Annotated in this window: 19 protein-coding genes and 1 pseudogene; 5 read left to right on the top strand and 15 right to left on the bottom strand. The window is 62.8% G+C overall.

Annotated elements, in window-relative coordinates; genetic code table 11:
* A pseudogene (locus EOB49_RS07315) lies at positions 1-328 on the bottom strand (anthranilate synthase component I); the annotation flags it as partial.
* 314 nt (positions 329-642) lie between these two features.
* Between EOB49_RS07315 and EOB49_RS07310 the strand changes: the two are divergent.
* Entirely contained in the window at positions 643-1,413 is a 771-nt protein-coding gene (locus EOB49_RS07310) for an isocitrate lyase/phosphoenolpyruvate mutase family protein (RefSeq protein WP_127380603.1), read from the top strand.
* A 6-nt stretch (positions 1,414-1,419) separates the two neighbouring features.
* Here the strand turns inward: EOB49_RS07310 and EOB49_RS07305 are convergent, their stop codons facing one another.
* The 4 genes from EOB49_RS07305 to EOB49_RS07290 form a co-directional block, all read right to left on the bottom strand.
* The gene (locus tag EOB49_RS07305) at positions 1,420-2,475 is read right to left on the bottom strand and encodes a succinylglutamate desuccinylase/aspartoacylase family protein (protein WP_127380602.1); all 1,056 of its coding nucleotides are present in this window, start codon (positions 2,473-2,475) and stop codon (positions 1,420-1,422) included.
* An 87-nt stretch (positions 2,476-2,562) separates the two neighbouring features.
* The gene (locus tag EOB49_RS07300; protein WP_127380601.1) at positions 2,563-3,735 is read right to left on the bottom strand and encodes an MFS transporter; all 1,173 of its coding nucleotides are present in this window, start codon (positions 3,733-3,735) and stop codon (positions 2,563-2,565) included.
* Between the two features lie 125 nt (positions 3,736-3,860).
* Complete coding sequence (locus EOB49_RS07295; RefSeq protein WP_127380600.1) at positions 3,861-5,237, bottom strand: FAD-containing oxidoreductase; 1,377 nt, start codon at positions 5,235-5,237, stop codon at positions 3,861-3,863.
* Positions 5,234-5,695: a membrane protein gene (locus EOB49_RS07290; protein ID WP_023809876.1), complete on the bottom strand. Its 462-nt coding sequence runs from the start codon at positions 5,693-5,695 to the stop codon at positions 5,234-5,236. Before EOB49_RS07290 ends, EOB49_RS07295 begins: the two co-directional genes overlap by 4 nt.
* Positions 5,696-5,836: 141 nt before the next feature.
* On the opposite strand from EOB49_RS07290, the gene EOB49_RS07285 reads away from it, so the two are divergent.
* A complete protein-coding gene (locus EOB49_RS07285) occupies positions 5,837-6,394 on the top strand; it encodes a sugar O-acetyltransferase (protein ID WP_127380599.1) in 558 nt (185 codons plus the stop codon).
* 5 nt (positions 6,395-6,399) lie between these two features.
* Here EOB49_RS07285 and EOB49_RS07280 read toward each other — a convergent pair whose 3' ends face one another.
* Complete coding sequence (locus EOB49_RS07280; RefSeq protein WP_127380598.1) at positions 6,400-7,389, bottom strand: helix-turn-helix domain-containing protein; 990 nt, start codon at positions 7,387-7,389, stop codon at positions 6,400-6,402.
* 127 nt (positions 7,390-7,516) lie between these two features.
* Here EOB49_RS07280 and EOB49_RS07275 point away from each other — a divergent pair, with 127 nt between their 5' ends.
* Positions 7,517-8,161: a cysteine hydrolase family protein gene (locus EOB49_RS07275; RefSeq protein WP_127380597.1), complete on the top strand. Its 645-nt coding sequence runs from the start codon at positions 7,517-7,519 to the stop codon at positions 8,159-8,161.
* A gap of 66 nt (positions 8,162-8,227) precedes the next feature.
* On the opposite strand, the gene EOB49_RS07270 is transcribed toward EOB49_RS07275, so the two are convergent.
* From EOB49_RS07270 to EOB49_RS07235, 8 genes are all read right to left on the bottom strand, one after another.
* The gene (locus tag EOB49_RS07270; protein ID WP_127321325.1) at positions 8,228-9,907 is read right to left on the bottom strand and encodes a formate--tetrahydrofolate ligase; all 1,680 of its coding nucleotides are present in this window, start codon (positions 9,905-9,907) and stop codon (positions 8,228-8,230) included.
* 313 nt (positions 9,908-10,220) lie between these two features.
* Positions 10,221-11,345, bottom strand: coding sequence for a DUF2333 family protein (locus EOB49_RS07265; protein ID WP_127380596.1), 1,125 nt, complete (start codon positions 11,343-11,345; stop codon positions 10,221-10,223).
* A gap of 106 nt (positions 11,346-11,451) precedes the next feature.
* On the bottom strand, positions 11,452-12,756 hold the full coding sequence (locus EOB49_RS07260) for a DUF6638 family protein (protein ID WP_127380595.1): 1,305 nt from the start codon (positions 12,754-12,756) through the stop codon (positions 11,452-11,454).
* A 9-nt stretch (positions 12,757-12,765) separates the two neighbouring features.
* Complete coding sequence (locus tag EOB49_RS07255; protein WP_127380594.1) at positions 12,766-14,676, bottom strand: ATP-binding protein; 1,911 nt, start codon at positions 14,674-14,676, stop codon at positions 12,766-12,768.
* A 24-nt stretch (positions 14,677-14,700) separates the two neighbouring features.
* Complete coding sequence (locus tag EOB49_RS07250; RefSeq protein ID WP_127326769.1) at positions 14,701-15,846, bottom strand: hypothetical protein; 1,146 nt, start codon at positions 15,844-15,846, stop codon at positions 14,701-14,703.
* A gap of 31 nt (positions 15,847-15,877) precedes the next feature.
* Complete coding sequence (locus EOB49_RS07245; protein ID WP_127266549.1) at positions 15,878-16,966, bottom strand: hypothetical protein; 1,089 nt, start codon at positions 16,964-16,966, stop codon at positions 15,878-15,880.
* A gap of 311 nt (positions 16,967-17,277) precedes the next feature.
* Complete coding sequence (locus EOB49_RS07240; RefSeq protein WP_127320774.1) at positions 17,278-17,667, bottom strand: cytochrome c family protein; 390 nt, start codon at positions 17,665-17,667, stop codon at positions 17,278-17,280.
* Positions 17,668-17,761: 94 nt separating this feature from the next.
* The gene (locus tag EOB49_RS07235) at positions 17,762-18,619 is read right to left on the bottom strand and encodes a LysR substrate-binding domain-containing protein (protein WP_127266551.1); all 858 of its coding nucleotides are present in this window, start codon (positions 18,617-18,619) and stop codon (positions 17,762-17,764) included.
* Positions 18,620-18,721: 102 nt separating this feature from the next.
* Between EOB49_RS07235 and EOB49_RS07230 the strand changes: the two genes are divergently transcribed.
* Positions 18,722-19,618 carry a DMT family transporter gene (locus tag EOB49_RS07230; RefSeq protein ID WP_127380593.1) on the top strand — a complete coding sequence of 299 codons (897 nt, stop codon included), beginning with the start codon at positions 18,722-18,724 and terminating at the stop codon, positions 19,616-19,618.
* A 66-nt stretch (positions 19,619-19,684) separates the two neighbouring features.
* Here EOB49_RS07230 and EOB49_RS07225 read toward each other — a convergent pair whose 3' ends face one another.
* The gene (locus tag EOB49_RS07225) at positions 19,685-20,296 is read right to left on the bottom strand and encodes a thymidine kinase (RefSeq protein WP_127380592.1); all 612 of its coding nucleotides are present in this window, start codon (positions 20,294-20,296) and stop codon (positions 19,685-19,687) included.
* Positions 20,297-20,553: 257 nt separating this feature from the next.
* On the opposite strand from EOB49_RS07225, the gene EOB49_RS07220 reads away from it, so the two are divergent.
* Positions 20,554-21,489 (top strand): choline ABC transporter substrate-binding protein, encoded by a 936-nt coding sequence (locus tag EOB49_RS07220; RefSeq protein WP_127380591.1) that lies wholly within the window; start codon positions 20,554-20,556, stop codon positions 21,487-21,489.
* Positions 21,490-21,605 lie beyond the last annotated feature (116 nt).

The following is a 21,605-nucleotide window of genomic DNA, read 5'->3' as shown; positions in this document are numbered from 1 at the left end:
CGGCGATGGTGACATGCGCCTGGCTGGCGAGTGCCTTGCCGATGACCGGCAACAACACCTCGCCACGGCCGTTCAGCGCTTCGATGCGCATGGCGCGGCCGCGCGCCGAGACGACCAGCGGCGGATCGATGATGGCGGTGTCCCAGCGCGTGTAGCGGCCGGGATATTCATAATTTGAGGAAAATACCGCACCGCGGCGCGAATTCAGGCCATCGACATAGGCGTCAATCGCACCTGCATAGGGCCGATCGTGGCGCGCGCGCGTGATGGTTATGCCACCCGCGGTCACGAAACTTTCCGCGCCGTTTTCCAGAACCTTCATCGTCATTGCCGTCTCCATCAGCTTCTTGGGCAACGGACCCGGGAATGGCTTGGAAAAAACAAATGGCCGCCCGGACTTTCCGTTGCGGCCACCCTCTCTTTTCACGCGCACGTGTTCGAACAGGCCGCTGTCAGCAGGCCCACCACCAAATGGTCTTGATCGAACGCATGTTCATGGCGAAAATCCATAGCCGCGAAAAACCGGATGCGCAACTGATTTGAAAAGCCTGTCCGGTGGCCGCCGCTTCAGCGTCTCATGGCACATCGCCAGGGCGGACAGTGCCGCTTAGACTGTTCCGCAGCAGGAGACGGGAAAACACCATGACCGAGCAGATCGAGCGTGCGCGGACGTTCCATTCCCTCCACGTCAAGGGAAACCCGATCGTTCTCTACAACGTCTGGGATCCGGGTTCGGCCAAGATCGTCGAGAAAGCGGGCGCCAAGGCGATCGCCACCGGAAGCTGGCCGGTGGCTGCCGCGTTCGGCTATGCCGATGGCGAGAAAATCCCGCTGGAGCTGGCGCTCGACAACATCAAGCGCATCGTCACTGCCGTCGACCTGCCGGTGACCATCGACCTCGAGGGCGGCTACGGCGTCGATCCGGAGATTGTGGCTCGCACGGTGACGTTGGCGCTGCGGGCCGGCGCCATTGGCTTCAATTTCGAAGACCAGATTGTCGGTGGCAGCGGCCTGCATGACATTTCTGTCCAGGCAAAGCGCATCGAAGCCGCGGCGGCGGCCGTCAAGGCTTCCGGCATACCGGCGTTCATCAACGCTCGAACCGACATCTTCCTCAAGGCGAAACCGGATGCGCATGACGACGTTCTGCTCGACCAGGCCATCGAGCGCGCACAGGCCTTCGAAAAAGCCGGCGCGCATGGCTTTTTTGCGCCGGGTCTTGGCGATGAGGGCCTGATCGAGACGCTCTGCAAGGCAATTGCGTTGCCGGTCAACATCATTGCGCTGGCGCACGTACCGGCGCGCCAGCGGCTGGCGGAACTGGGTGTCGGCCGCATCAGCCACGGCCCGGTGCCTTACCGGCAGATGGCGGAATGGCTGGAGGCGAAGGCGCGGCAGGCGATTTCCGGATAGCTGGAGTTAGTCCTCCAACGTTCCCGACCTCGCGTCGGCGCTCTTCCTCTCGCCGACCAGTTTCAGAAGATCCTCGCCGGCGCGGATGATGCGGCGCGAGCGGCGGGTCAGGATGATGCCGTCCTGCGGCGCGAACACTTCGGTGCGGCCGTCGGCTTCACCCGGCGCATGGATGATGGTGGCGAGGCGCGCTCCCTTGGCAACACGGTCGCCCGGCTTCACGTCGTAGAGCACGGCACCTGCCCGTGGCGCCGGCATCATGTCGATGTTTTCCAATGGGGCTACGACGCCGGCGAAGGGACCCGGCGCGGGCAGGGTGCTATCGGCGATCACGCCGCGCGCCACCAACAGCCGGTAGAGGCCGTCGGCGTCGGCGGCGGCCAGGGCACCGTCGACATCGAGGATGCCGCGATATTCGACGGTGGTGGCGACGCGGCGGTCGAGCTTGGCTACATCAGCTGGGACATTCTGGTAGGGCATGATCGAGGCGCCCTCGAAGGTGCCGTCGGTGTCCTCGCTCCACAGCACGACCGCGTCGACGCCCATGGCCGCGGCGCAATCGGCCATGGCAGGCCACAGGCTGGTGTGGACGTAGAGATAGGCTAGGCCCTCGTCATCGCAGTGCAGGTCGAGCACGATATCATGGCCGAGCGACAGCTGCACCAGCCGCGTCTTCAGCCGCTGGTCGACGCTGCCAAGGGTGGTGTCGGGCAAGAGCGCTGTGTCGGGCGCGGCGAGCAGTGGAAAGCCGCGGTTGAAATTGGTGCGCGTGCCGAGATTGAAGCGGCCCTGATGCTCGCCGAAATGATATTGCGCCCGGCCGACAGGGTTGGCCCAGGGCACGATGGTGAGGTTGCCCTTGATGCGGCCTTCGGCCTCCGCTTTGGCAAGCATCGGCATCAGCGCGTCGATGGCGACGACGCCCGGCAACTCGCCGGCATGGAGTGCCGCCTGTAGGTATGCCGAAGGAGCAGCCTTGTCGGAACCAGTGAAGCGGAACAGCGGGAATTCGTAGGAAACCCCTTCGCTTTCGCCGGCAATGCGCTCGATCGATTTCTGCATGACTTCCTCCATCAAGGACCAGAAGACATGCGATTTGAAAGCACCGATGTCGATTGGTCCAGCCCGCCGCGCTATGGGCGCAAGAGGCTATTCAGCCGGAAGCGGGATGACCGGCGCGCGCCGGTCCAGCGCCTGCGACAGCACAGCGACGGTGACCGCCAAAAGGGCGAGTGCTGCGCCGACCAGCGGCAGATTGGCATAGGAAACATCGGCGGAAAGGGCCACGCCGCCGATCCAGGCGCCGCTGGCATTGCCGACATTGAAGGCGCCCTGGTTCAGCGTGGCGGCGAGGTTCGGTCCCTCGGAGGCCGCCTCGACGACCCGGATCTGCAGCGGCGGGACAACGACGAAGATCAGCAGACCCCACAGGAAGACGATGCCGACGGCAACGCTTGCGATTGCGCCGAACTGCCTGAAGCCAACGAAAAGCAGGGCCATCAGCAGCAGCGTGCCGATCACTGTCGGCATCAGTTTCCAGTCGGCCAGTCTGCCGCCGATAATGTTGCCGATGGTCATGCCCGCGCCGAACAGCAGCAGAACCCACGTGACTGCCGAGGTCGACAAGCCCGATACCTCGGTGAGGTAGGGTTTGATGTAGGTGAAGACGGTGAACAGGCTTGCGGAGGTCAGCGCCGCGATCAGCATGGCCAGCCAGACCTGCAGCTTGCCCAGCACGCGCAGCTCGCCGCGCAGGCCGCCACCGCTTGGCTGGGCGACATCGGACGGCACCAGCCAGGCGATCGCTGCCACCGAGATCAGGCCGATACCGACCACGGCAACGAAGGTGGAGCGCCAGCCGAACGCTTCGCCAAGTGCGGTTCCGGCGGGAACACCCAGGATGTTGGACAGCGTCAGCCCGGCGAACATCAGCGCGATGGCGCTGGCGCGTTTGTTGCGCGGCACCAGGCTGGCGGCAACGACCGAGCCGATGCCGAAGAAGGCGCCATGGCCGAAAGCGGTGAAAACGCGCGCGGCCATCAGCGTCCAGTAGTTGGGCGAGATGGCGCAAAACAGATTGCCGATGACGAACAGGACGGCCAGCCCGACCAGCACAGGCTTACGCGGCAAATGCGCGGTGGCCATCGCGACGATCGGGGCGCCGAAGACGACACCCAGCGCATATCCGGCAACCAGCAGGCCGGCAGAAGGGATCGACACGCCGAGGTCGGCTGCGACCTCGGGCAGCAGGCCCATGATGACGAATTCGGTGGTGCCGATGCAGAAGGACGCAATGGCAAGCGCAAGGATCGGCAAGGGCATGGGGCGTCCAGACTGAATCGGTTCAAATTGAGACTGCGCGAAGGACGCCACCGTGCGCAAGCTGCATTGCTGCATTGCAGCGATGCAGAAAAGGAAGAGCTTGAAATGGGGTCGCCAACAGGCTGTCAAACCAGCGGCTTCAATTCCTGGGCAATGGTTGGCAGCAGTTCCGAGACATTCGGATGGATGTGGACGGCACGCGCCAGCGTGTCGACGGGCGCCTTGGCGTACATCAGGTCGAGCACGCAATGGATAGCCTCGTCGCCGCCGGGTCCGAGTACCGAGCAGCCGAGGATCTCCCTCGTGTCTGCGTCGACCAGGATCTTCATGAAGCCCTGCGTCTCGCCCTTTTCGATAGCGCGGCCGACGCGGGTCATCGGCCGCTGGCCGACCAGCGCGCGACGGCCGGATTTCTTCACCGCGGCCTCGGTCATGCCGCAGCGGCCGAGCGGTGGGTCGATGTAGAGCGCATAGGCTTCGATGCGATCACTGACCTTGCGCGGATCGTTGTCCAGCAGGTTGGCGGCGACGATCTCGTAGTCGTTGTAGGAGGTGTGGGTGAAGGCTCCCCTGCCGTTGCAGTCGCCCATCGCCCAGATGCCGGGCACGCTGCTGCGCAACTGGTCGTCTACAGAGACGAAGCCGCGCTTGTCGACCTCCACGCCAGCCCTCTCCAGGCCGAGGTCATCGGTGTTGGGCGTCCGCCCCAGAGCCAGCAGCACGTGCGAGCCGACCGCCGGCGGTTTGCCGGCGGAGAAGGTCACGGCAATGTCCTGGCCCTGTCTGGCGAAAGCGATGTCGTCGGCGCCGACATGGACCGTGATGCCCTCGTTTTCGAGGATCGACAGGATGGCGGCGGAGACATCCTCGTCCTCGCGGCCGGTCAAGCGTGGGCTCTTCTCGATGACGGTGACTTCGCTACCGAAGCGGCGGAACATCTGTGCGAATTCGAGCGAGATGTAGCTGCCGCCGACGACGATGAGATGGCGGGGCAGCACGTCGAGATCCATCATCGAGGAATTGGTCAGATAGTCGATGTCGTGGATGCCGGGCAGGTCTGGGACCGAGGCTCGGCCGCCGGTATTGAGGAAGATCTTTTCGGCGGTCAGAAGGTCATCGCCGACGCGCACAGTGTTGGCAGATTCGAAACGCGCATGGCCGCGATAGAGGGTGCATTTGTCCATGCCGGCAATCCAGGTCTCGAGATTGGTGCGGGAGTCGATCGTCACCTTGTCCTTGCGCGCCTTGATCCTGGCATAGTCGACGCCGACGGTGCCACTGAGCGTCACGCCATAGTCGGCGGCGCGGCGCGCAAGATGCGCGGCGTAGGCGCTGGCGACCATGGTCTTGGTCGGCATGCAGCCGGTGTTGACGCAAGTGCCGCCGACCAACTTGCGCTCGATCAGCGCCACGCTCATGCCGGCGGCCGCCAGCCGGCCGGCCAGCGGAGGGCCAGCCTGTCCGGCACCGATGATGATGGCGTCGAAGGTTTTCGTCGTCATGCCACCGCCGCTACGATCAGCAGGCCGCCGATGATCGCCACCGCGTCCTCGATGAAGGCGGCGGGCGGATCCTTGCCGAAGGCGGCTGCGAGGCGGCCGCGAGCTTCAGCGCCGCCCAGCGTGCCGATGACAGCGCCGATGGCGCCGGCAATCAAGCCGCCGATGGTGGCGCCGCCTGTGGCGCCGATCACCGCGCCGGTGAAGGCGCCCATGACGATGCGGGCGCCGAATTGCTGCGGCACTTTACGGCTCGGCGTCGACGGCAACTGGTCGGTGACCAGTTCGACGATGGCCAGGATGGTGAAGATGCCGACAGCCGCCCAGTGGCTCATGAAGCTCGCCCAGGTGCCGGCAACCGGCAGCCAGCCGAGATAAGCGCCCCAGGCAACGGCAGCCGGCGCCGTCATGGCGCGAAGACCGGCAATGACGCCGATCAGAAGTGCGAGAATGTAGAGCATGGTCGATCCCCCTCGATCATCGGGCCAGGACGGCCTTGAGACGCAGGCTACCATAGGTCCAATATTTGACCAGTACTTGCATCGGCGCTTTTCTGTTGGCCGCACTTGTGCTTTTGAAGGACGTGAACTGGAGACAGCGTCATGGCCGAAAGCGAGCGCGTGAAGATGGCGGCCGGCGAATGGTACACCTGCCTCGATAACGAGCTGGAGTCCTTGCGCGTGGTAGCGCGTGACGTGGTGTTCGAGCACAATTGCCTGCCGCCGCGGCAGCTCGGCAATCTCGGGTCGGGCTTGAAAGCTTTGCTCGGCAACGCCGGCGAGGGCGCCCGCATCGAGGCGCCGTTTCACTGCGCCTATGGCTTCAACATCTTTCTCGGCGACGGCGTCTTTCTCAATACCGGCTGCACCATCCTCGACACGGCGAGCGTGCGCATCGGCAAGGCAACGCTGCTCGGCCCGAATGTGCAGATCTACTGCGCCGAGCACCACAGGGAGGCCGCTGGGCGGCAAGCGGGACTGGAGATCGCCAGGCCGGTCGAGATCGGGGCCAATGCGTGGATCGGCGGCTCAGCCGTCATCCTTGGCGGCGTCAGCATCGGTGAAGGTGCCATCGTCGGCGCCGGCGCGGTGGTGACACGCGACGTGGCTGCGAACACCACGGTGGTCGGCAATCCGGCACATCAGGTCAAGCGGGATTGAATGGATCAGTGCGACAGCGCCATTCGCTCGTCCTGACCGGCCCGCCTGGAGAATTCGCGCCGATATTGCGCCGGCGATGTCCTCAGCCTTGCGGCGAAATGCTGGCGCAGCGAGGTGGCGCTGCCGAAGCCGGCTTCGAATGCCACCATGTCCATCGATTTCTCCGTTGCCTCCAGCAGCCGTTGAGCCAGTTCTATCCGTTGGCTGGTCAGCCAATCGCCGAAACTGGTGCCGATCGATTTTTGGAAGCGGCGGGTAAAGGTGCGCCGGGTCAGGCCGGCGGCCTCGGCGACGCTGTCGAGGCTATGCGTCTCGCCAAGCGTAGCGCGAACCAAGTCGAGGGCCTGGGTGAAGCGGTCAGCATCGGCGCTTCTTGCCACCGGATGCTCGATGAATTGCGCCTGGCCGCCCTGCCGATGCGGAGACAGCACGATCTGGCGGGCGAGCCGGAGTGCCGCTTCCGCGCCATAGCGGGCGCGCACGATGTGGAGACAGCAGTCCAGACCGGCGGCGACGCCGGCCGAAGTCACGATGTCGCCATTGTCGACATAGAGCACCGAAGCGTCGACGGCGACGTCGGGATGGATTTTCTGCAACTGTTCGGAATAGGCCCAGTGCGTCGCGGCACGACGGCCCGAAAGCAGCCCGGCCGCGGCAATGGCGAAGGTTCCGAGGCACAGGCCGACGATCAAGGCGCCGCGTTGGTGCGCCCGGCGCAACGCCTCCATCAGCGGCGGCGATGCCGGCTCGCCGAGATGATGCCAGCTTGGAATGATGACGATATCGGCGCCGTCGAGCCCTTCGAGTCCATGCGGCGCGGCAATTGTCAGTCCGGCCTCGGTGTGGATCCGGCCGGGCTTGACCGCGCAGATGCGGAAGTCGAAGCGCGGCAGGCCAAGCGCCGTCCTGTCCTCTGCGAAGACCAGGCACGGTACGGAAAGGTGGAACGGGCTGATGCCGTCGAAGGCGAGTACGGCAATGATCGGGTCGGTCATGGGTGCTTCCGGCAGTTGAATGCGGATTGTCCTAATTCTTTCGAATGATGTCAATCGGGCCACTTTCGGCTGCCGGGGAGTCCGCCTATTTTCGGTCCATCGCATTCAAGCCGGAAAGGAAAACACCATGTCTGACCCAGCCCACGCCACGCCACGCCGGGCGCTGATCGTCGTCGATGTGCAGAACGACTATGATGGCGGCAGTCTTGCCATCCAGCATCCGCCGTTCCGCGACAGCGTCGTCCATGTGGCGCGGGCGATGGATGCAGCGACTGCTGCCGGCATCAAGGTGGTGGTCGTCAAGCAGATGGCGCCCGAGACATCGCCGATCTTCGCCAGGGGCAGCCATGGCGGCGAACTGCATCCCGAAATCGCCAGGCGTGAGCGCGACCATTATGTCGAAAAGAACCTGCCTTCCGCCTTCACCGGCACCGACCTCGAGGACTGGCTGCGCGCCAACGCCATAGATACGATCACGGTGGTGGGCTACATGACGCACAATTGCGACCTGTCGACCATCATCCACGCCGTGCATATGGGCTTTGCCGTCGAGTTCCTGTCGGATGCGACCGGATCGGTGCCTTACGCCAACAGCGCCGGCTACGCCTCGGCCGAGGAGATCCACCGCGTGGTCACGATCATCCTGCAGTCGCGCTTTGCCGCCGTGCTCAAGACCGCCGAATGGGTCGAGTGCCTGAAGACCGGCGCGCTGCCGGAACGCGACACCATCTTCGGCTCCAACCAGCGGGCGCTGTCACGCAGCGCCGCGTAGGGACTATCTGAAAACAGAAAGGGCGCCGCATCGCTGCGGCGCCCTTTCTGTTCGAATAGAAAGATTCTAGAACAGGCCTTCGATCTGGCCCATCTCGTTGAGGAAGATCTTTTCCGAGGACGGCGCCCTCGGTAGGCCGGGCATGGTCATGACCTCGCCGCAGATGATGACGACGAAGCCCGCACCTGCCGAAAGCCTGACCTCGCGCACCGGCACCGTGTGGCCGGTCGGCGCGCCGCGCAGGTTCGGGTCGGTCGAGAACGAGTACTGCGTCTTGGCCATGCACACCGGCAGGTGGCCGTAGCCGGCGTCTTCCCAGGCCTTGAGCTGGTCGCGCACCGACTTGTCGGCGATCGCTTCCGAGCCGCGATAGATGCGCTGGACGATGGTGTTGATCTTCTCGAACAGCGGCATCGCATCGGGATAGAGCGGCGCGAACTGCGAAGCGCCGGATTCGGCCAGTGCCACCACCTTGTTGGCGAGATCCTCGATGCCGGCCGAGCCGTGCGCCCAGTGCTTGCACAGGATCGCCTCTTCGCCCATCGAGGCGACATAGTCCTTCATCGCCTGGATTTCGGCGTCGGTGTCGGAGTAGAAGTGGTTGATCGCAACCACCGCCGGCACGCCGAACTGGCGGATATTCTCGATGTGGCGGCCGAGGTTGGCGCAGCCCTTCTTCACCGCCTCGACGTTCTCCTTGCCGAGGTCTTCCTTCTTGACGCCGCCATTCATCTTCATGGCGCGCACGGTGGCGACAATGACGGCCGCCGCCGGCTTGAGGCCTGCCTTGCGGCACTTGATGTCGAAGAACTTTTCAGCACCCAGGTCGGCGCCGAAGCCGGCTTCGGTGACGACGTAGTCGGCGAGCTTGAGCGCCGTCGTGGTGGCGACGACCGAGTTGCAGCCATGCGCGATGTTGGCGAACGGGCCGCCATGCACGAAGGCCGGGTTGTTCTCCAGCGTCTGCACCAGGTTCGGCTGCATGGCGTCCTTGAGCAACACGGCCATGGCGCCGTCGGCCTTGAGGTCGCGGGCATAGACGGCCGACTTGTCGCGGCGATAGGCGACGATGATGTCGCCGAGGCGCTTTTCCAGGTCCTTCAGATCGGTCGACAGGCACAGGATGGCCATCACTTCCGAGGCGACGGTGATGTCGAAGCCGCCCTCGCGCGGGAAACCGTTCGCGACCCCGCCGAGCGAGCAGATGATCTCGCGCAGCGCCCGGTCGTTCATGTCCATGACGCGGCGCCAGACGACGCGGCGGGTGTCGATGCCGAGCTCATTGCCCCAGTAGATGTGGTTGTCGATCAGTGCGGAAAGCAGATTGTGCGCCGTGGTGATGGCATGGAAGTCGCCGGTGAAGTGAAGGTTCATGTCCTCCATTGGCACGACCTGCGCATAGCCGCCGCCGGCGGCGCCGCCCTTGACGCCGAAATTCGGGCCGAGCGAGGCCTCGCGGATGCAGACGATCGCCTTCTTGCCGATGCGGTTCAGGCCGTCGCCGAGACCGACCGTGGTCGTGGTCTTGCCTTCGCCGGCCGGAGTCGGGTTGATGGCGGTGACGAGGATCAGCTTGCCGTCCTTGTTGCCCTTCACCGATTTGATGAATTCAGCAGATATTTTGGCCTTGTCGTGGCCATAGGGCAGCAGATGTTCGGTCGGGATGCCGATCTTCTGGCCGATCTCCTGGATCTGCTTTTTCCTGGCGCCGCGCGCGATCTCGATGTCGGACTTCACTTCGGCCATGACGGCTTTCCTCTGGATTGGACGGTGGAGGGGACGGGTTTGATCTTACTGGCAAGCAGGTTGGAACCGGGCGCGGGCATGTTCTAACCCTGTCGCAGCCGCGGCGTCAACTTGTATGCAACTATGTTTCCTCTGGAGAAAGTTCCTCTGCGGACCGGCCGACCTGTCGTCGGTTCTTCCCGGCTCCGTTGCCGCGCCGTATAGAAGCCAGAGGACGCGCCGTTCCGCCGTCTCAAAACAGCCGCACAATGCACGGAATGCGACAGAGGCGACGGCGCAAATTCGCCATCGCCTGGTCCCTGATGGAACAGCGCTACTGCGTCAGAACGTTACTGATTTCGACCATGTTGGAGCGCACCCTGAGCACATAGAAGCCCATCGTCGTCAGATGCGTCGGCAACAGCCAGCCATCCTCGCGGCCATTGGCGATGATGAAGGGCTGGATGCGCAGCGCCGAAACGAACTGCGAGTCCATCGTGTCCCACAGGTTCTGCAGATGCTTTTCCTTGATAACGTCCTCGAAGTCGGCCTGGGCTCCCTTCATCAGGCCGTAATAGCCGTAGAGCTGGCCATAGGCGAACCAGTAGCGGTCGTCCGCGCGGAAGTCGAACCAGCCATTGTTGTGGTTCTCGGCGCGTTCCTTGAGGATCGCCGATGTCGAGCCGATGTCGGACGAGATGCGGTCGATATACTGTTTCAGATTGTCGGCGCGGGCGTCGAATGTCGCCTGGCAGGTGGCAAGGCGAGCGTTGAAGGAACGCAGCATGCGCACGGCGTCGCGATAGTAGCTTGGCGTCGGCGTCTTGGGGCCGAACGGGTTCAGGCCGAAATACCAGGTCTCCTCGTCGAACTGAAGATTGCCGCGGGCATTCTGCAGATCGCTGTCGATCTGCGAGGTGGTGCGGACGCGGCCGAGATTGTCGGCGAGTTCGGTCGCGGTGCGCCGCACCGCCTGGTTGATGCCGCGCTGGAAGGAGGCCTTGTTGTCCATCCACGGCGTGTGGTCCCAGTCGATGCCGAACAGGCCCAGCTTGTAGAGGATCATCGACGAGATCCAGGCATTCTGGTTGACGTTGAAGTCGGTCAGGTCAGCGGCGATCTGGGCTATACCGGAGTTGCCGCAGGTCTTGGCGGTGTCGGTGCCAGCGCCGGCGGCGACCTGTTCGCCGGCGGAGACATTGCGCTTCTCGAACGTGTAGGTGTCGGGATAGTTCGGGTTGAAATTGTTCCACCATTGGGTGGCGTAGAAGAAATTGGCGTAGAGGCCGATCAGCACCAGCAGGGCGAGGCCGACCGCCGCCTTGAGGATCCAGCCGCGCTGCGTGTACCAGCGCCCGGCCCACAGGAACGGCCACAGGATCACGCCGATGACGAGGCCGATACCGCGGCCAATCCACTGGAAAATGCGGGTGAAGAAATTCACGATCGGATCGAGCATGGCTGTGTCACCCCCTCAAAGCATGATGCCAAAAAAGTTGCAGACTTTTTGGATAACATCATGCGCCAAAACAAGAAGTTAGAACGATATAACGGCTCATTTCGTTCTAGTCAGTCAGGCCGTAGAGGCGTGTGCGAAACGCCACCTTGTCCTTCAAATATGTGGTTTTGAGAACGTCCACAACATGCGATCGCCAGGCGTCGCTGAAGCCGTCATAGTCCTTGTAGAAGCCGTCCTTGTTGAAGATGTAGCGCGAGACGAAGTCCGACGGTACGAAATCCGAGATCAGCCGGTTGGTCAGCCAGGCGTCGGGGTGGTCTGGCTTGGCGCGGATCACCAGGAAACGCTGCTGCGGGAAGACATCCTCGATCTTCAGGTGGCCGAGCTGGGCGATCTCGCGCTTGGCGGCGTTGAGGAAAGGGAAATTGCCGTCCCTGGTGATCAGGTCGGCATGGCTCTGGATCCAGGTCTGCAGCCAGACCTTGTCGACATTGGTCAAGTTGCGGTTCGGCTCGGCGTCGCGGATCAGCGCGCGCACCACCATCTCGGCCCGGTGCTCGAGATAGCCCGAGGTCTCGACCCAGGAGGCACGCGGCAGCTCGATGCGGCCGGTGGTGGCGAGGAACTTGAACACCTTGTCGGCGTCGTTGATCGAGAGATAGCTGACCTGCCACGGCCGCGAGCGGCGAAAACCGGGGGCGGCCGGATCGCTGATCACCGTCGTCACATCCGGATCGACGAACACGTAGAGCCCGCCGAAATGGCTGGTCCAGTAGGCGTTGTGTCGGAAGATCACCTGGTCGGGTACCAGCGCGTTCTCGCGGATGTCGCCGCAGATCTTGGCGAGCTCGACCATGCGGGTCAGCATGGCGTTGTCGCGCCAGGCATCTGGCTCCTGCTTCAGCCGGTCGACGAGCTTGCCGAGTTCGGCTGCCTTGCCCAGCACATCCTCAGCCGACAGCACCTTGAATTCGACCTGGCTGATCGACAGCAAGTCCTCGATGTCGTTGACCTTGGGAATGGAATCCTCGATCTCGCCGTAGATGACGTCTTTGATCGTCAGCGCATCGATGGCGCGCCGGTTCCTGGACATGAACTCGAACATCAGTTGCGAGGTGTTGGAGAAGGCGGTGTGCACCACCGGCAGGTCGATCTGCGACGGCGTCAGGATGATGAAACGGCGGTTGACCTCATTGGGATCGAGATAGTCATAATCATCGCATTCCTCGGCCACTTCGGGCGAGAAGCCGGTGCGGTCGATCTGGAAGCTCTTCAGTTTCGTCGGCTTCAAGCCGAACGCGGCCAGCGCCTTGTTGTAGCGCTGGATGAGGTGCGGCTCGTCGACCGTCAGCAGCCGGCCATAGATCAGCTCGTTGTCGCGCAGGAGATCGGGTTTCTTGGCGGGGGTCATTGCCTACCTCTAGGCATTCCATAGCCCCTTCTTCTTCATCTCCTCCATCTCGCGCGCGGCTCGCTCGCGCAGGCGGGCGTCGCGCAGCAGCTTTTGCACGGCGGAGTCGTCGGACTTGTCGGAATAGCGGAACTCCGAGTCGGCATAGCGGTTGATCTCCTGCATGACCATGTCCATCGAGAACGGCCCGCGCAGTTCCTCGATCATCGCTTTCTTCTCGTCGTAGCCCTTGTGCATGAAGACCTCCGGCTTCTCGAACCAGTCGTCGGGAAGCTCGATGTCCATGGCGCGCATCTTGATAGCGTCGGTGACGTTCTTGATGGCGCGGCCGGTGAAGCGGGGCTCGGCATCCTTGATCAGGTGCAGATAGGTGCCGATGTCGGCCATCGATTTCGGTGCGCCGTTCTCCTTCATGTAGCGTTCGTACACCTTCACCAGCCCGTCTTCTTGCGGCTTCTCGTGCTCCTCATAGGCTTCGGTCACGGCGCGCTGGATTTCCTGTGCGGCGTAGAGATCGTGGTCGCCGAGCGGGATCTTGTGGTTTTTTCCCGCCAGCAGGACAAAAATGTCGATGTAGTCGTTGCGGCTCTGCGGCCCGTCGACCAGCCAGCGGGCGCCGGCGCGCTGGCGCAGCGCGTCGTCGACATTTTCGGGATAGTTGGAGAACATGCCGAACGAGCAGTTGCCGCGCACCACGGTCGCGGCACCGGCGAAGGCATCCATCAAGACGCCGGTGATTTCCTGCTGGCCGGCCGAGGCGCGGTCGTCTGAGCGGCGCGCCGCCACCTGGTCGATGTCGTCGATGGTGCCGAATCCGATGACGCGCGGGTTCAGCACATTGTTGATGAACTGGCGGCAGTTCTGGCCTGATTTGCCCTGATAGGACGAGATCTGGTCGACGCCGAAATTCTCGTAGGCAAAGGGATAGCCGGCGACCTGGCAATAGCCGTTGACGAGGCCGGCGATCATCTGGATCAGCGTCGTCTTGCCGGTGCCGGGGGCGCCGTCGCCAATGAAGGTGAACAGGAAGCCGCCGAGTTCGACGAACGGATTGAGTTCGCGCTCGAAGTCGTAGGCCATCAGCATCTTGGCGAGCTTGACCGACTGGTATTTGGCGATGTGGTTGCCGACGACCTCTTCCGGCTTCTTGAATGTCATCACCAGCGGTTTTGAACGCTTGCCCGGCGCGACGTCGAAACCATCGAGGGTGAAATCGTCGGCATCGATACGGATATGCGCGTTCTCGAACGGGCCGATGCCGTCGAAGCGGCCCTTGCGGGCCAGAAGCCCGTCGATGGCGACGCGGGCGAAGGCGCGCGCCCTTGTCATCAGGTCGGCGTCGTCGGACGATCCCGAGATCGCCTTGTCGAGGCCTGCCAGGATCGACTTCACCGCATCCTGCGGCGTATCGAACAGGAAGTCCGGTTCGGGACTGTCGTTGGGCGCCTCGCCGTCACTGTCGATCAGCTGGAACAGGTAGGAGGCGAGGCTGAAGGCCGAAATGTAAGCCGAGGCCGACAGAAGCTTCTTGAAGGTGGACGCCTCGTCGCCCTCGAGCGGCGCGCGGGTGTTCTTGGCCTGCAGACTTTCAAGGTCCGAGCCCTCGGCAAAGACGTCCGATATTGCCAGCGCGATCGCCGTGCCGCGCCGGGCGCGAAACAGGAGGGTGTGCTGCGGGATGGTCAGCAGCTGGTCGTCGGGATGAACGGCGCCGACGGTCTTGGCCAGCTCGACCTCGCGCGTGCGGCGCACCGAACCGGCCGAGACGGTCGAAACGAAGCGGCGGTTGGTGCCGGCAAGCGCGGTGCCGGAGGAGCTAGACGGGTCCTCCAGCACGACGACGCGGGTGATGAAGCTCTGCGCGGTGGCGCGGTGCTTCTCGATGGCGGCTTCCGGGATGGTAGTCAGGCCGGTATCCATGAAGGGTGCTCCGTGGTGTGACGGTCAGACGTCTGAGATGACCTGTCCGTTCGACAGAATGTGAACCTTGTAGCCGGCAAAGATCTTCTGCGCCTCGCCGGCGGCGTAGAGCGCCTGATAGGCCTCGTGCGGGATCAGCGCATGGTTTTCGTAGCTCGACACGCCCTGGCGCGCGGCTTCCAGATCGTCGGTGTTGATGAAGAATTCCTGCGTCGTCTTCTCGCTGGAAAACAGCCCCTTGCGGCCGGGTTTCTCGGCCTTGGAATAGACCTCCTGGATGGTCCAGGTCAGCAGCCAGGCATTTTCGGGCTTGCGCACCTTGGCCAGGACTTCGGTCACCGTCGAATTGTTGTCGGTGATGCCAGCCGAATAGAACGGGCCGAGCACGACGCGGCGCAGCTGCTTGGGGTGCAGCGGCTCGAAATCCTTGTCGAGATTGACCGCGATGGTCGCCGGCGACAGCGTGTAGGCGGAGTTCTTCTCGGTGAAATCGTCGAAACGGTGGGCAAGCTCGGGATTGAGCAGGCCATCGACCGGCAGAGGAATGTCGATTGTCTCGTTCAGCTTGCCGTTTCTGTCGACGAGCTGGCGGATCATCGTTTCGGACGAATCCTCCACCGTCACCATGTAGACGAGAGGCAGGTTGGCGCTGCCGTCGAACGTCGCCCAGTGGACGAGATAATAGGGCCGCCCCGTCTTCGGATTGACCGAGACCTTGGCCGTTTGCGCCAGGGTGAACGGGCCGAACGTGTTCTCGTTTTTCACGTCCTCGAGATAAAGCCGCTCGGCTATCGACTTCTGCAGCGCCGCGGGGAATTCCTTGTGGCGCAGGATGAAGTCGGCCATTTCCTCGCGCAACTCGCCGGCGAGCGGAATGTTGGCAAGCCGCGCGTCGGCCTGGCGTCGGTCGTTTTCCAGTTCGAGCAGGTTCTGGAACACCGGAAATCCGCTTTCGGCGCGCGAAATGCGGAATGTGTCCATGAAGCCGAGCCGGTTGCGCCAGCAGGAAAACGACTTGTCGAGCCTGGCGATGTGTTCGGCGACGATCTTGGCGACGATGCCGTGCCGGTAGAGCGGCGAGCGATCGTCGCGCATGAACACTTCAAGGCCGCTGAGCGCGGCCGTGATGGCGGAAAAATACCGTGCCGCCGCTTCGTTTTCGGGGGTCATGCCTGGTCGCTCGCGGGCAGTGCTGTCACCCTTAAGACTGCACGTAGTTAGCCGAATTGTGCTTCTTCAGCACCTCGTCGAAGCGGCGGGCGAAGGCATCGTCGGCCAGCTTCTTGCGGCGCTGGATATCGGCGGTGGCGACCATGTTCTTCTCGTGCATCTCAAGCAGGTCACCGATGTGCTTTTGCGAAGCAGCACCGATACCGGCCATGGTTTCCTCGGCGGTGTTGTCGACCTGGCTGCCCAGCGTGTTGATCTTGTGGGCGACGTCCTGCTGGGCGGCGGTCTTCAGCGAATCTTCCAGCGCCTTGTAGAGCACGATGCGCTGCTCGGTATCGATGGTCAGCTTGTTGATCAGCGTCGATTGCGCGGCGATCTGGTTGTTGAGCGAATCGACGAAGGTCTGGAACATCGAGGTGTAACGCTCGAGCGTCTGGCTCTCGGCCAGCAGTTCCTGCTCCTTGGCCTGCTTTTCGTTGTATTCCGTCGCCAGCTTGGAGCGTTCGCCTTCGAGCTGCGTGCGGTCCTTCTGGCTGGTCGAAGCGGCGATCTTGTTTTCGATGTCGAGCAGCATCGGGTTGAGCTCCTCGATGCGCTTCTGCACGGCTTCGAGGTTGGTCATGGTGGTCTTGCGGCGCTCGATCACCTGCGACAGGCTGGTTTCCGAGGTCTTGTAGCGTTGGTCGAGAACCTCTTTCTGCGCCTTCAATATGCCGACGATGGTGTCGGATTTGACCAGCAGTTCCTGCAGATTGCCGGCCAGCGACATGTTGCGAACGCGGTCGGTGCGCATGCGCTGCTTGCTCTGGCTGGAGAAGATGCCAATGAATTTTTCCCAGCCGGTGTAGTTCTTCATGCTCTCGAACTCGGCGCCGAAGACGTTGGTGGCGTCCTCCAGCCCGATGATCAGGTCGGCAATGTTGCCTTCCATCACCTTCTGCTGCTTCAGCACATCCTCGATGCGGGCGTTCTCGAGGTCGAAATTGGCGTCGCCGATCTTCTTGTCTGATGTGGCAAGCGTATCAAGCATGGTGCCGGATTGCTCGATCTTGGAGCGCATGTCCTGCACGACCTGCTTGGTCTTGGCAATTTCGGCGTCGAAATTCTGCAATGTCGCCATTGGGGCCTCCCGCTTCGGCATGACGTCGCTGGTCGCGAACAGCGGCGAATATATGTGGAGCATCAGGGGATTGAAAGACGTGAAGACAAGGGCGGCGTGAAAACAAAAAAATTCGCCAGGGTCTTGAAAGCCAGTGAAGGCTTGGGCTTAGCGTGATTAGCTTGCCGACCAGCCATAGTTCAGCTGTCATTGAACTTTCATGCGGCAAGGCGAAGGCGCACGGATGCCTTTGTATTGGGCAAACCACCGAAGCAATCGCGGCCGCGATATGCGACGAGAAAGCCGGTTTTACAGAGCTGGCGAACAGCGGATCAGGGCTTGGGATCGGCCTTCAGATAGGCGATGACATTGGCGATGTCGTCGTCCTTGGTCAGGCCGGCAAACGCCATCTTGTTGCCGGGCACTTTCAGCTTGGGTGCCCTGAGATACTCGGCGATATTGGCTTCATCCCAGACCAGGCCGGCGGCGCCGGCACTCTTCATCGCCTCGGAATAGCGGCCAAGATAACTCTCGGCGCTACCGGCGGTGCGGCCAACGACGCCCAACAGATGCGGACCGACCTTGTCGCGGTCGGTGGCTGCTTCATGGCAGGCCATGCACCGGTTGAAGGCCTTCTTGCCCAGGGTCGGGTCGCCGCCGGCATGGGCCACAAGCGAGCTGGCGAGGAGAAGGATGCTGGCGGACGAAGCGGCTCTTAACATGCTGCCCCCGGAGAGTTCTGGCTGGCGGCCTTATAGTACCGAGCCTTTAACAAACGCTGCATCGCGGCGGGATTGCGGAAGACAGGCCCGCGAGTCAGGCCTGTTGTGCCAGATCGCGGCGCAGGAAATCATTCAGCCGCTCGACCGCCTGGGTCGTCGACAGCGGGTTGCGCAGGATGCCGATTTCGAGGTCCGGCAGCACCGGCAGCCCTTCATTGCCGCCGACGATGCGCAGCGATGGCGGTACGCTGCGCATCGCAAGGCCAGCCACCGCGAGCCCGGCCTGGACGACGGCGATCAGGCCAAGCAGAGAGGCGCTTGAATAGGTACAGCGATAGGAGCGGTCGGCATCGCCAAGCGCCTGCAGGACATTCATCCTGGCGGCGCAGCCCGGTTCGAACAAGGCGACCGGAAGCGGGTCGGCCTCCCAGGCGACATGGTTGGGCGAGGCGACCCAGACGAAGCGTTCCAGCCGGATCACCTCAAGCGGCTGCTCCGGCAAGCGGGTGATGATCGCCAGATCCAGCCGCCCCTCCGCCAGCGTCTTCACCAGCGCGGTCGACTGTTCGCAGATCAACTCCACCGTCACCAGGGGATGCTCCGCCGCGAAGCGTGAGAGCACGGGCGGCAGGAGGAAGGCGGCATAATCGTCGGGCACCCCCAAGCGGACGCTGCCTGTCTCCTTGGGCCGGGTGACGCTTGCCCAGGCTTCATCCGACAGTTTCAGCAACCGGCGCGCATAGATCAGGAAATCCTCGCCGATCGCATTGGGAGTGACGGTTCTGGGACCACGCACCAGAAGCTGGTTGCCGACCATCTCCTCCAGCCGCTGCATCTGCATGCTGACCGCCGACTGGCTGCGGCCGACCCGAGGTGCTGCATTGGAAAGGCTGCCGCTCTCGACGACGGCGACGAAGGTTTTCAGCAGGTTGAGATCGAGTGGCGTGGCCATGGTGCTATCAGCATATCGAATAGATCATTCCAAATCTATTCGCTTGTTTGAAGGCCGTGCCGGTGACCAGATGGTTGGGAGTACCGGCTGGACGAAACACCCATGGCAGACGCATCGACAGCCCGCTTTCCGGCCGCCAGCCTCGCTCTGGCAATGGTGATTGCCGGCACGGTCGGCGCCTTCGCCACGGAATCGGGGCTGCATCCCGTTGCCGTCGTCTTCTGGCGATGCGTGTTCGGCGCGATCTTCCTTCTTGTGTGGTGCCTGTTGCGCGGCTACCTGCCGGATCGGACGCTGTTGCCGTCCCGGCTTGCCCTTGCAGCACTTGCCGGCGTGTGCATGGTGCTGAGCTGGACGGCCTTCTTCGCAGGCTTCGCCATGACGTCGATCGCCACGACGACGATTATCTACCATATCCAGCCGTTCTTCGTGGTCCTGATCGGCGTGGTTTTCCTAAGGGAACGCATCTCGCCCGACCAACTGCTGTGGATGCTCGGTGCGTTTCTCGGCGTCGTGCTGGCCAGCGGCCTCGTTTTCGCGCACGGTCATGCCGATGCCAACTGGGTGCCGGGCATTGCGCTGACGCTGGGCGGCGCACTGCTCTATGCCGTTACAACGATCCTAGCCAAAGGCCTGGGCCAGCAGCGCGCCGAAATCACGGTACTCTGCCAAACACTGGCGGGGGTCGTCATGCTCGCCCCGTTCGCCGGCATCGGCCAACATATTGCGCCTGCATCATGGGGCTGGCTGCTCGGCATCGGCGTGCTGCACACTGGCATCGCCTATGTGTTGATGAATTCGGCCTTCCCACGCCTGACGACACCGATGATCGGCGTCATCACCTTCATCTATCCGGTCGTCGCCATCATCGTCGACTGGGCGATCTATGGGCATCCCCTCGGACCGGCGCAGGCGGCCGGCATGGCACTGATTGCGCTGGCAACGCTTGGTGTGCGGCTTGGCTGGCGGTTTCCAAGACGGCGTGTCTCGACCGTGTGAGCCCGAGCAATTCCCGGGAAAGCACATAGCGCTTCCCCTGGAATTGCTCCTAACCAAGAGACAGAGTCAGCCTTTGATAAAGCCGATGAAATCGTCTGGCGTGGCGCGGCCCATCTCTTCCTCCCAGTGGCGGCGGCAGAGCGAGACATAGACATCCTTGCCGATTGCCACCTGCTCGCCCTGGCGCGCCACCTTGCCATCGGGGCCGAGGCGCACGACCATCGTCGCCTTGCGGCCGCATCGGCAGATGGTGCGCACTTCGCGCAAATCGTCGGCGATGGCCAGCAGCGCGCGCGAGCCGGAAAACAGCTTGCCCTGGAAATCGGTGCGCAGGCCGTAGCACATGACCGGGATGTTCAACCGATCGGCGATGCGGGCGAGCTGCCAGACCTGCTCCTCCTCGAGGAACTGCGCCTCGTCGACGAAGACGCAATGCACTGACGTATGCGCGTGATGATCGGCGACGCGGGCGAACAGATCGTCACCATCGCGGAACATCTCGGCTTCCGTCTCCAGGCCGATGCGCGACGAGATCAGGCCGGTGTCGCCGTTGCGGTAGTGGCCGGCGACGAACAGCATCGTGCCCATGCCGCGCTCGCGATAATTGTAAGAGGCCTGCAAGAGCATCGTCGTCTTGCCGGCGTTCATAGTCGCGTAGTGGAAGTAAAGCTTGGCCATGCCGCTCTTTTAAGCCGACTTGCCCTGATACGGGGAGGGGCGGTCGCCCGCATTCCCCTGAAAAAGCCGGCCCGTCTTCGAAAAAACCGTCCGGCATGGCAAAAGCGCCTGATGTGTCGCTGATTGGCCAGCCCGCGCCGTTGATCGCGATTGTCTTAATGCTTGAAACCACACCAAAATGGTGTTTGGCTGACGAAACAAGGCGGGCATAGAACCGTAGCTACGCTTCGCCAAAGAATCACAATGGGAGACTGTCTATGTCGCGTATGAACTCTTTCGTCGCCGGCCTCGGCCTGGCGGCTTTTTTGTCCACCAGCGCTGCCTACGCCGGCGATCCGGCGAGCTGCAAGGCGGTGCGCCTTTCCGATGTCGGCTGGACCGACATCCAGGCGACGACCGGCATCGCCTCCGTGCTGCTGACCGCGCTCGGCTATGAGCCGCAGACGATCCAGCTGTCGGTGCCGGTGACCATGGCGTCGCTGAAGAACAAGGATCTCGACGTGTTCCTCGGCAACTGGATGCCGTCGATGACCAACGACATCAAGGACTATACCGCCGACGGCTCGGTCGAGACGATCAGCACCAACCTGACCGGCGCCGGCTACGGCATCGTCGTGCCGACCTATGTCGCTGACGCCGGCGTGAAATCGCTGACCGATATCGGCAAGTTCAAGGACAAGTTCAACGGCAAGATCTATGGCATCGAGGCCGGCAATGACGGCAATCGCATCATCCTCGACATGATCAAGAACCCGAAAGACAACCTCGAAGGCTTCGAGCTGGTCGAATCCTCGGAGGCCGGGATGCTGACGCAGGCCGAGCAGTCGATGAAGAGCAATGAATGGATCGCCTTCCTCGGCTGGACGCCGCATCCGGTGATGGGTGCCATGAAGATCACCTATCTCGATGGCATGGGCGACAGCGGCTTCGGCGCCGCCACTGTCCATACCAATGTGCGCAAGGGTTACACCACCGAGTGCCCGAATGCCGGCAAGTTCATCGCCAACCTGAAGTTCAATCTCGATATGGAAGGCGAGATAATGGACGCGATCCTCAAGGGCGCTGACGCCAATACGGCTGCGACCGACTGGCTCAAGAAGCATCCGGACGCGGTTGCCCCGTGGATTGCCGGCGTGACCACGTTCGATGGCGGCGACGCCGCTGCAGCCGTGAAGACTGCGCTCGGAAGCTGAGCAGGTCTTGCGTTCGGCGTGACCGATCAAGAAGGGCAGTCACTGTAGAAAGGGCTGCCCTTTTTCATATCCTGTGACAAGATGACCGTCCGGCAAGGACGGCGACTGCCAAAGAG

The organism is Mesorhizobium sp. M7A.F.Ca.MR.148.00.0.0, assembly GCF_003997735.1.
GTDB lineage: Bacteria > Pseudomonadota > Alphaproteobacteria > Rhizobiales > Rhizobiaceae > Mesorhizobium.
The sequence above is the reverse complement of the archived record's forward strand: the minus strand, read 5'-3'. Positions and strand labels throughout refer to the sequence as shown.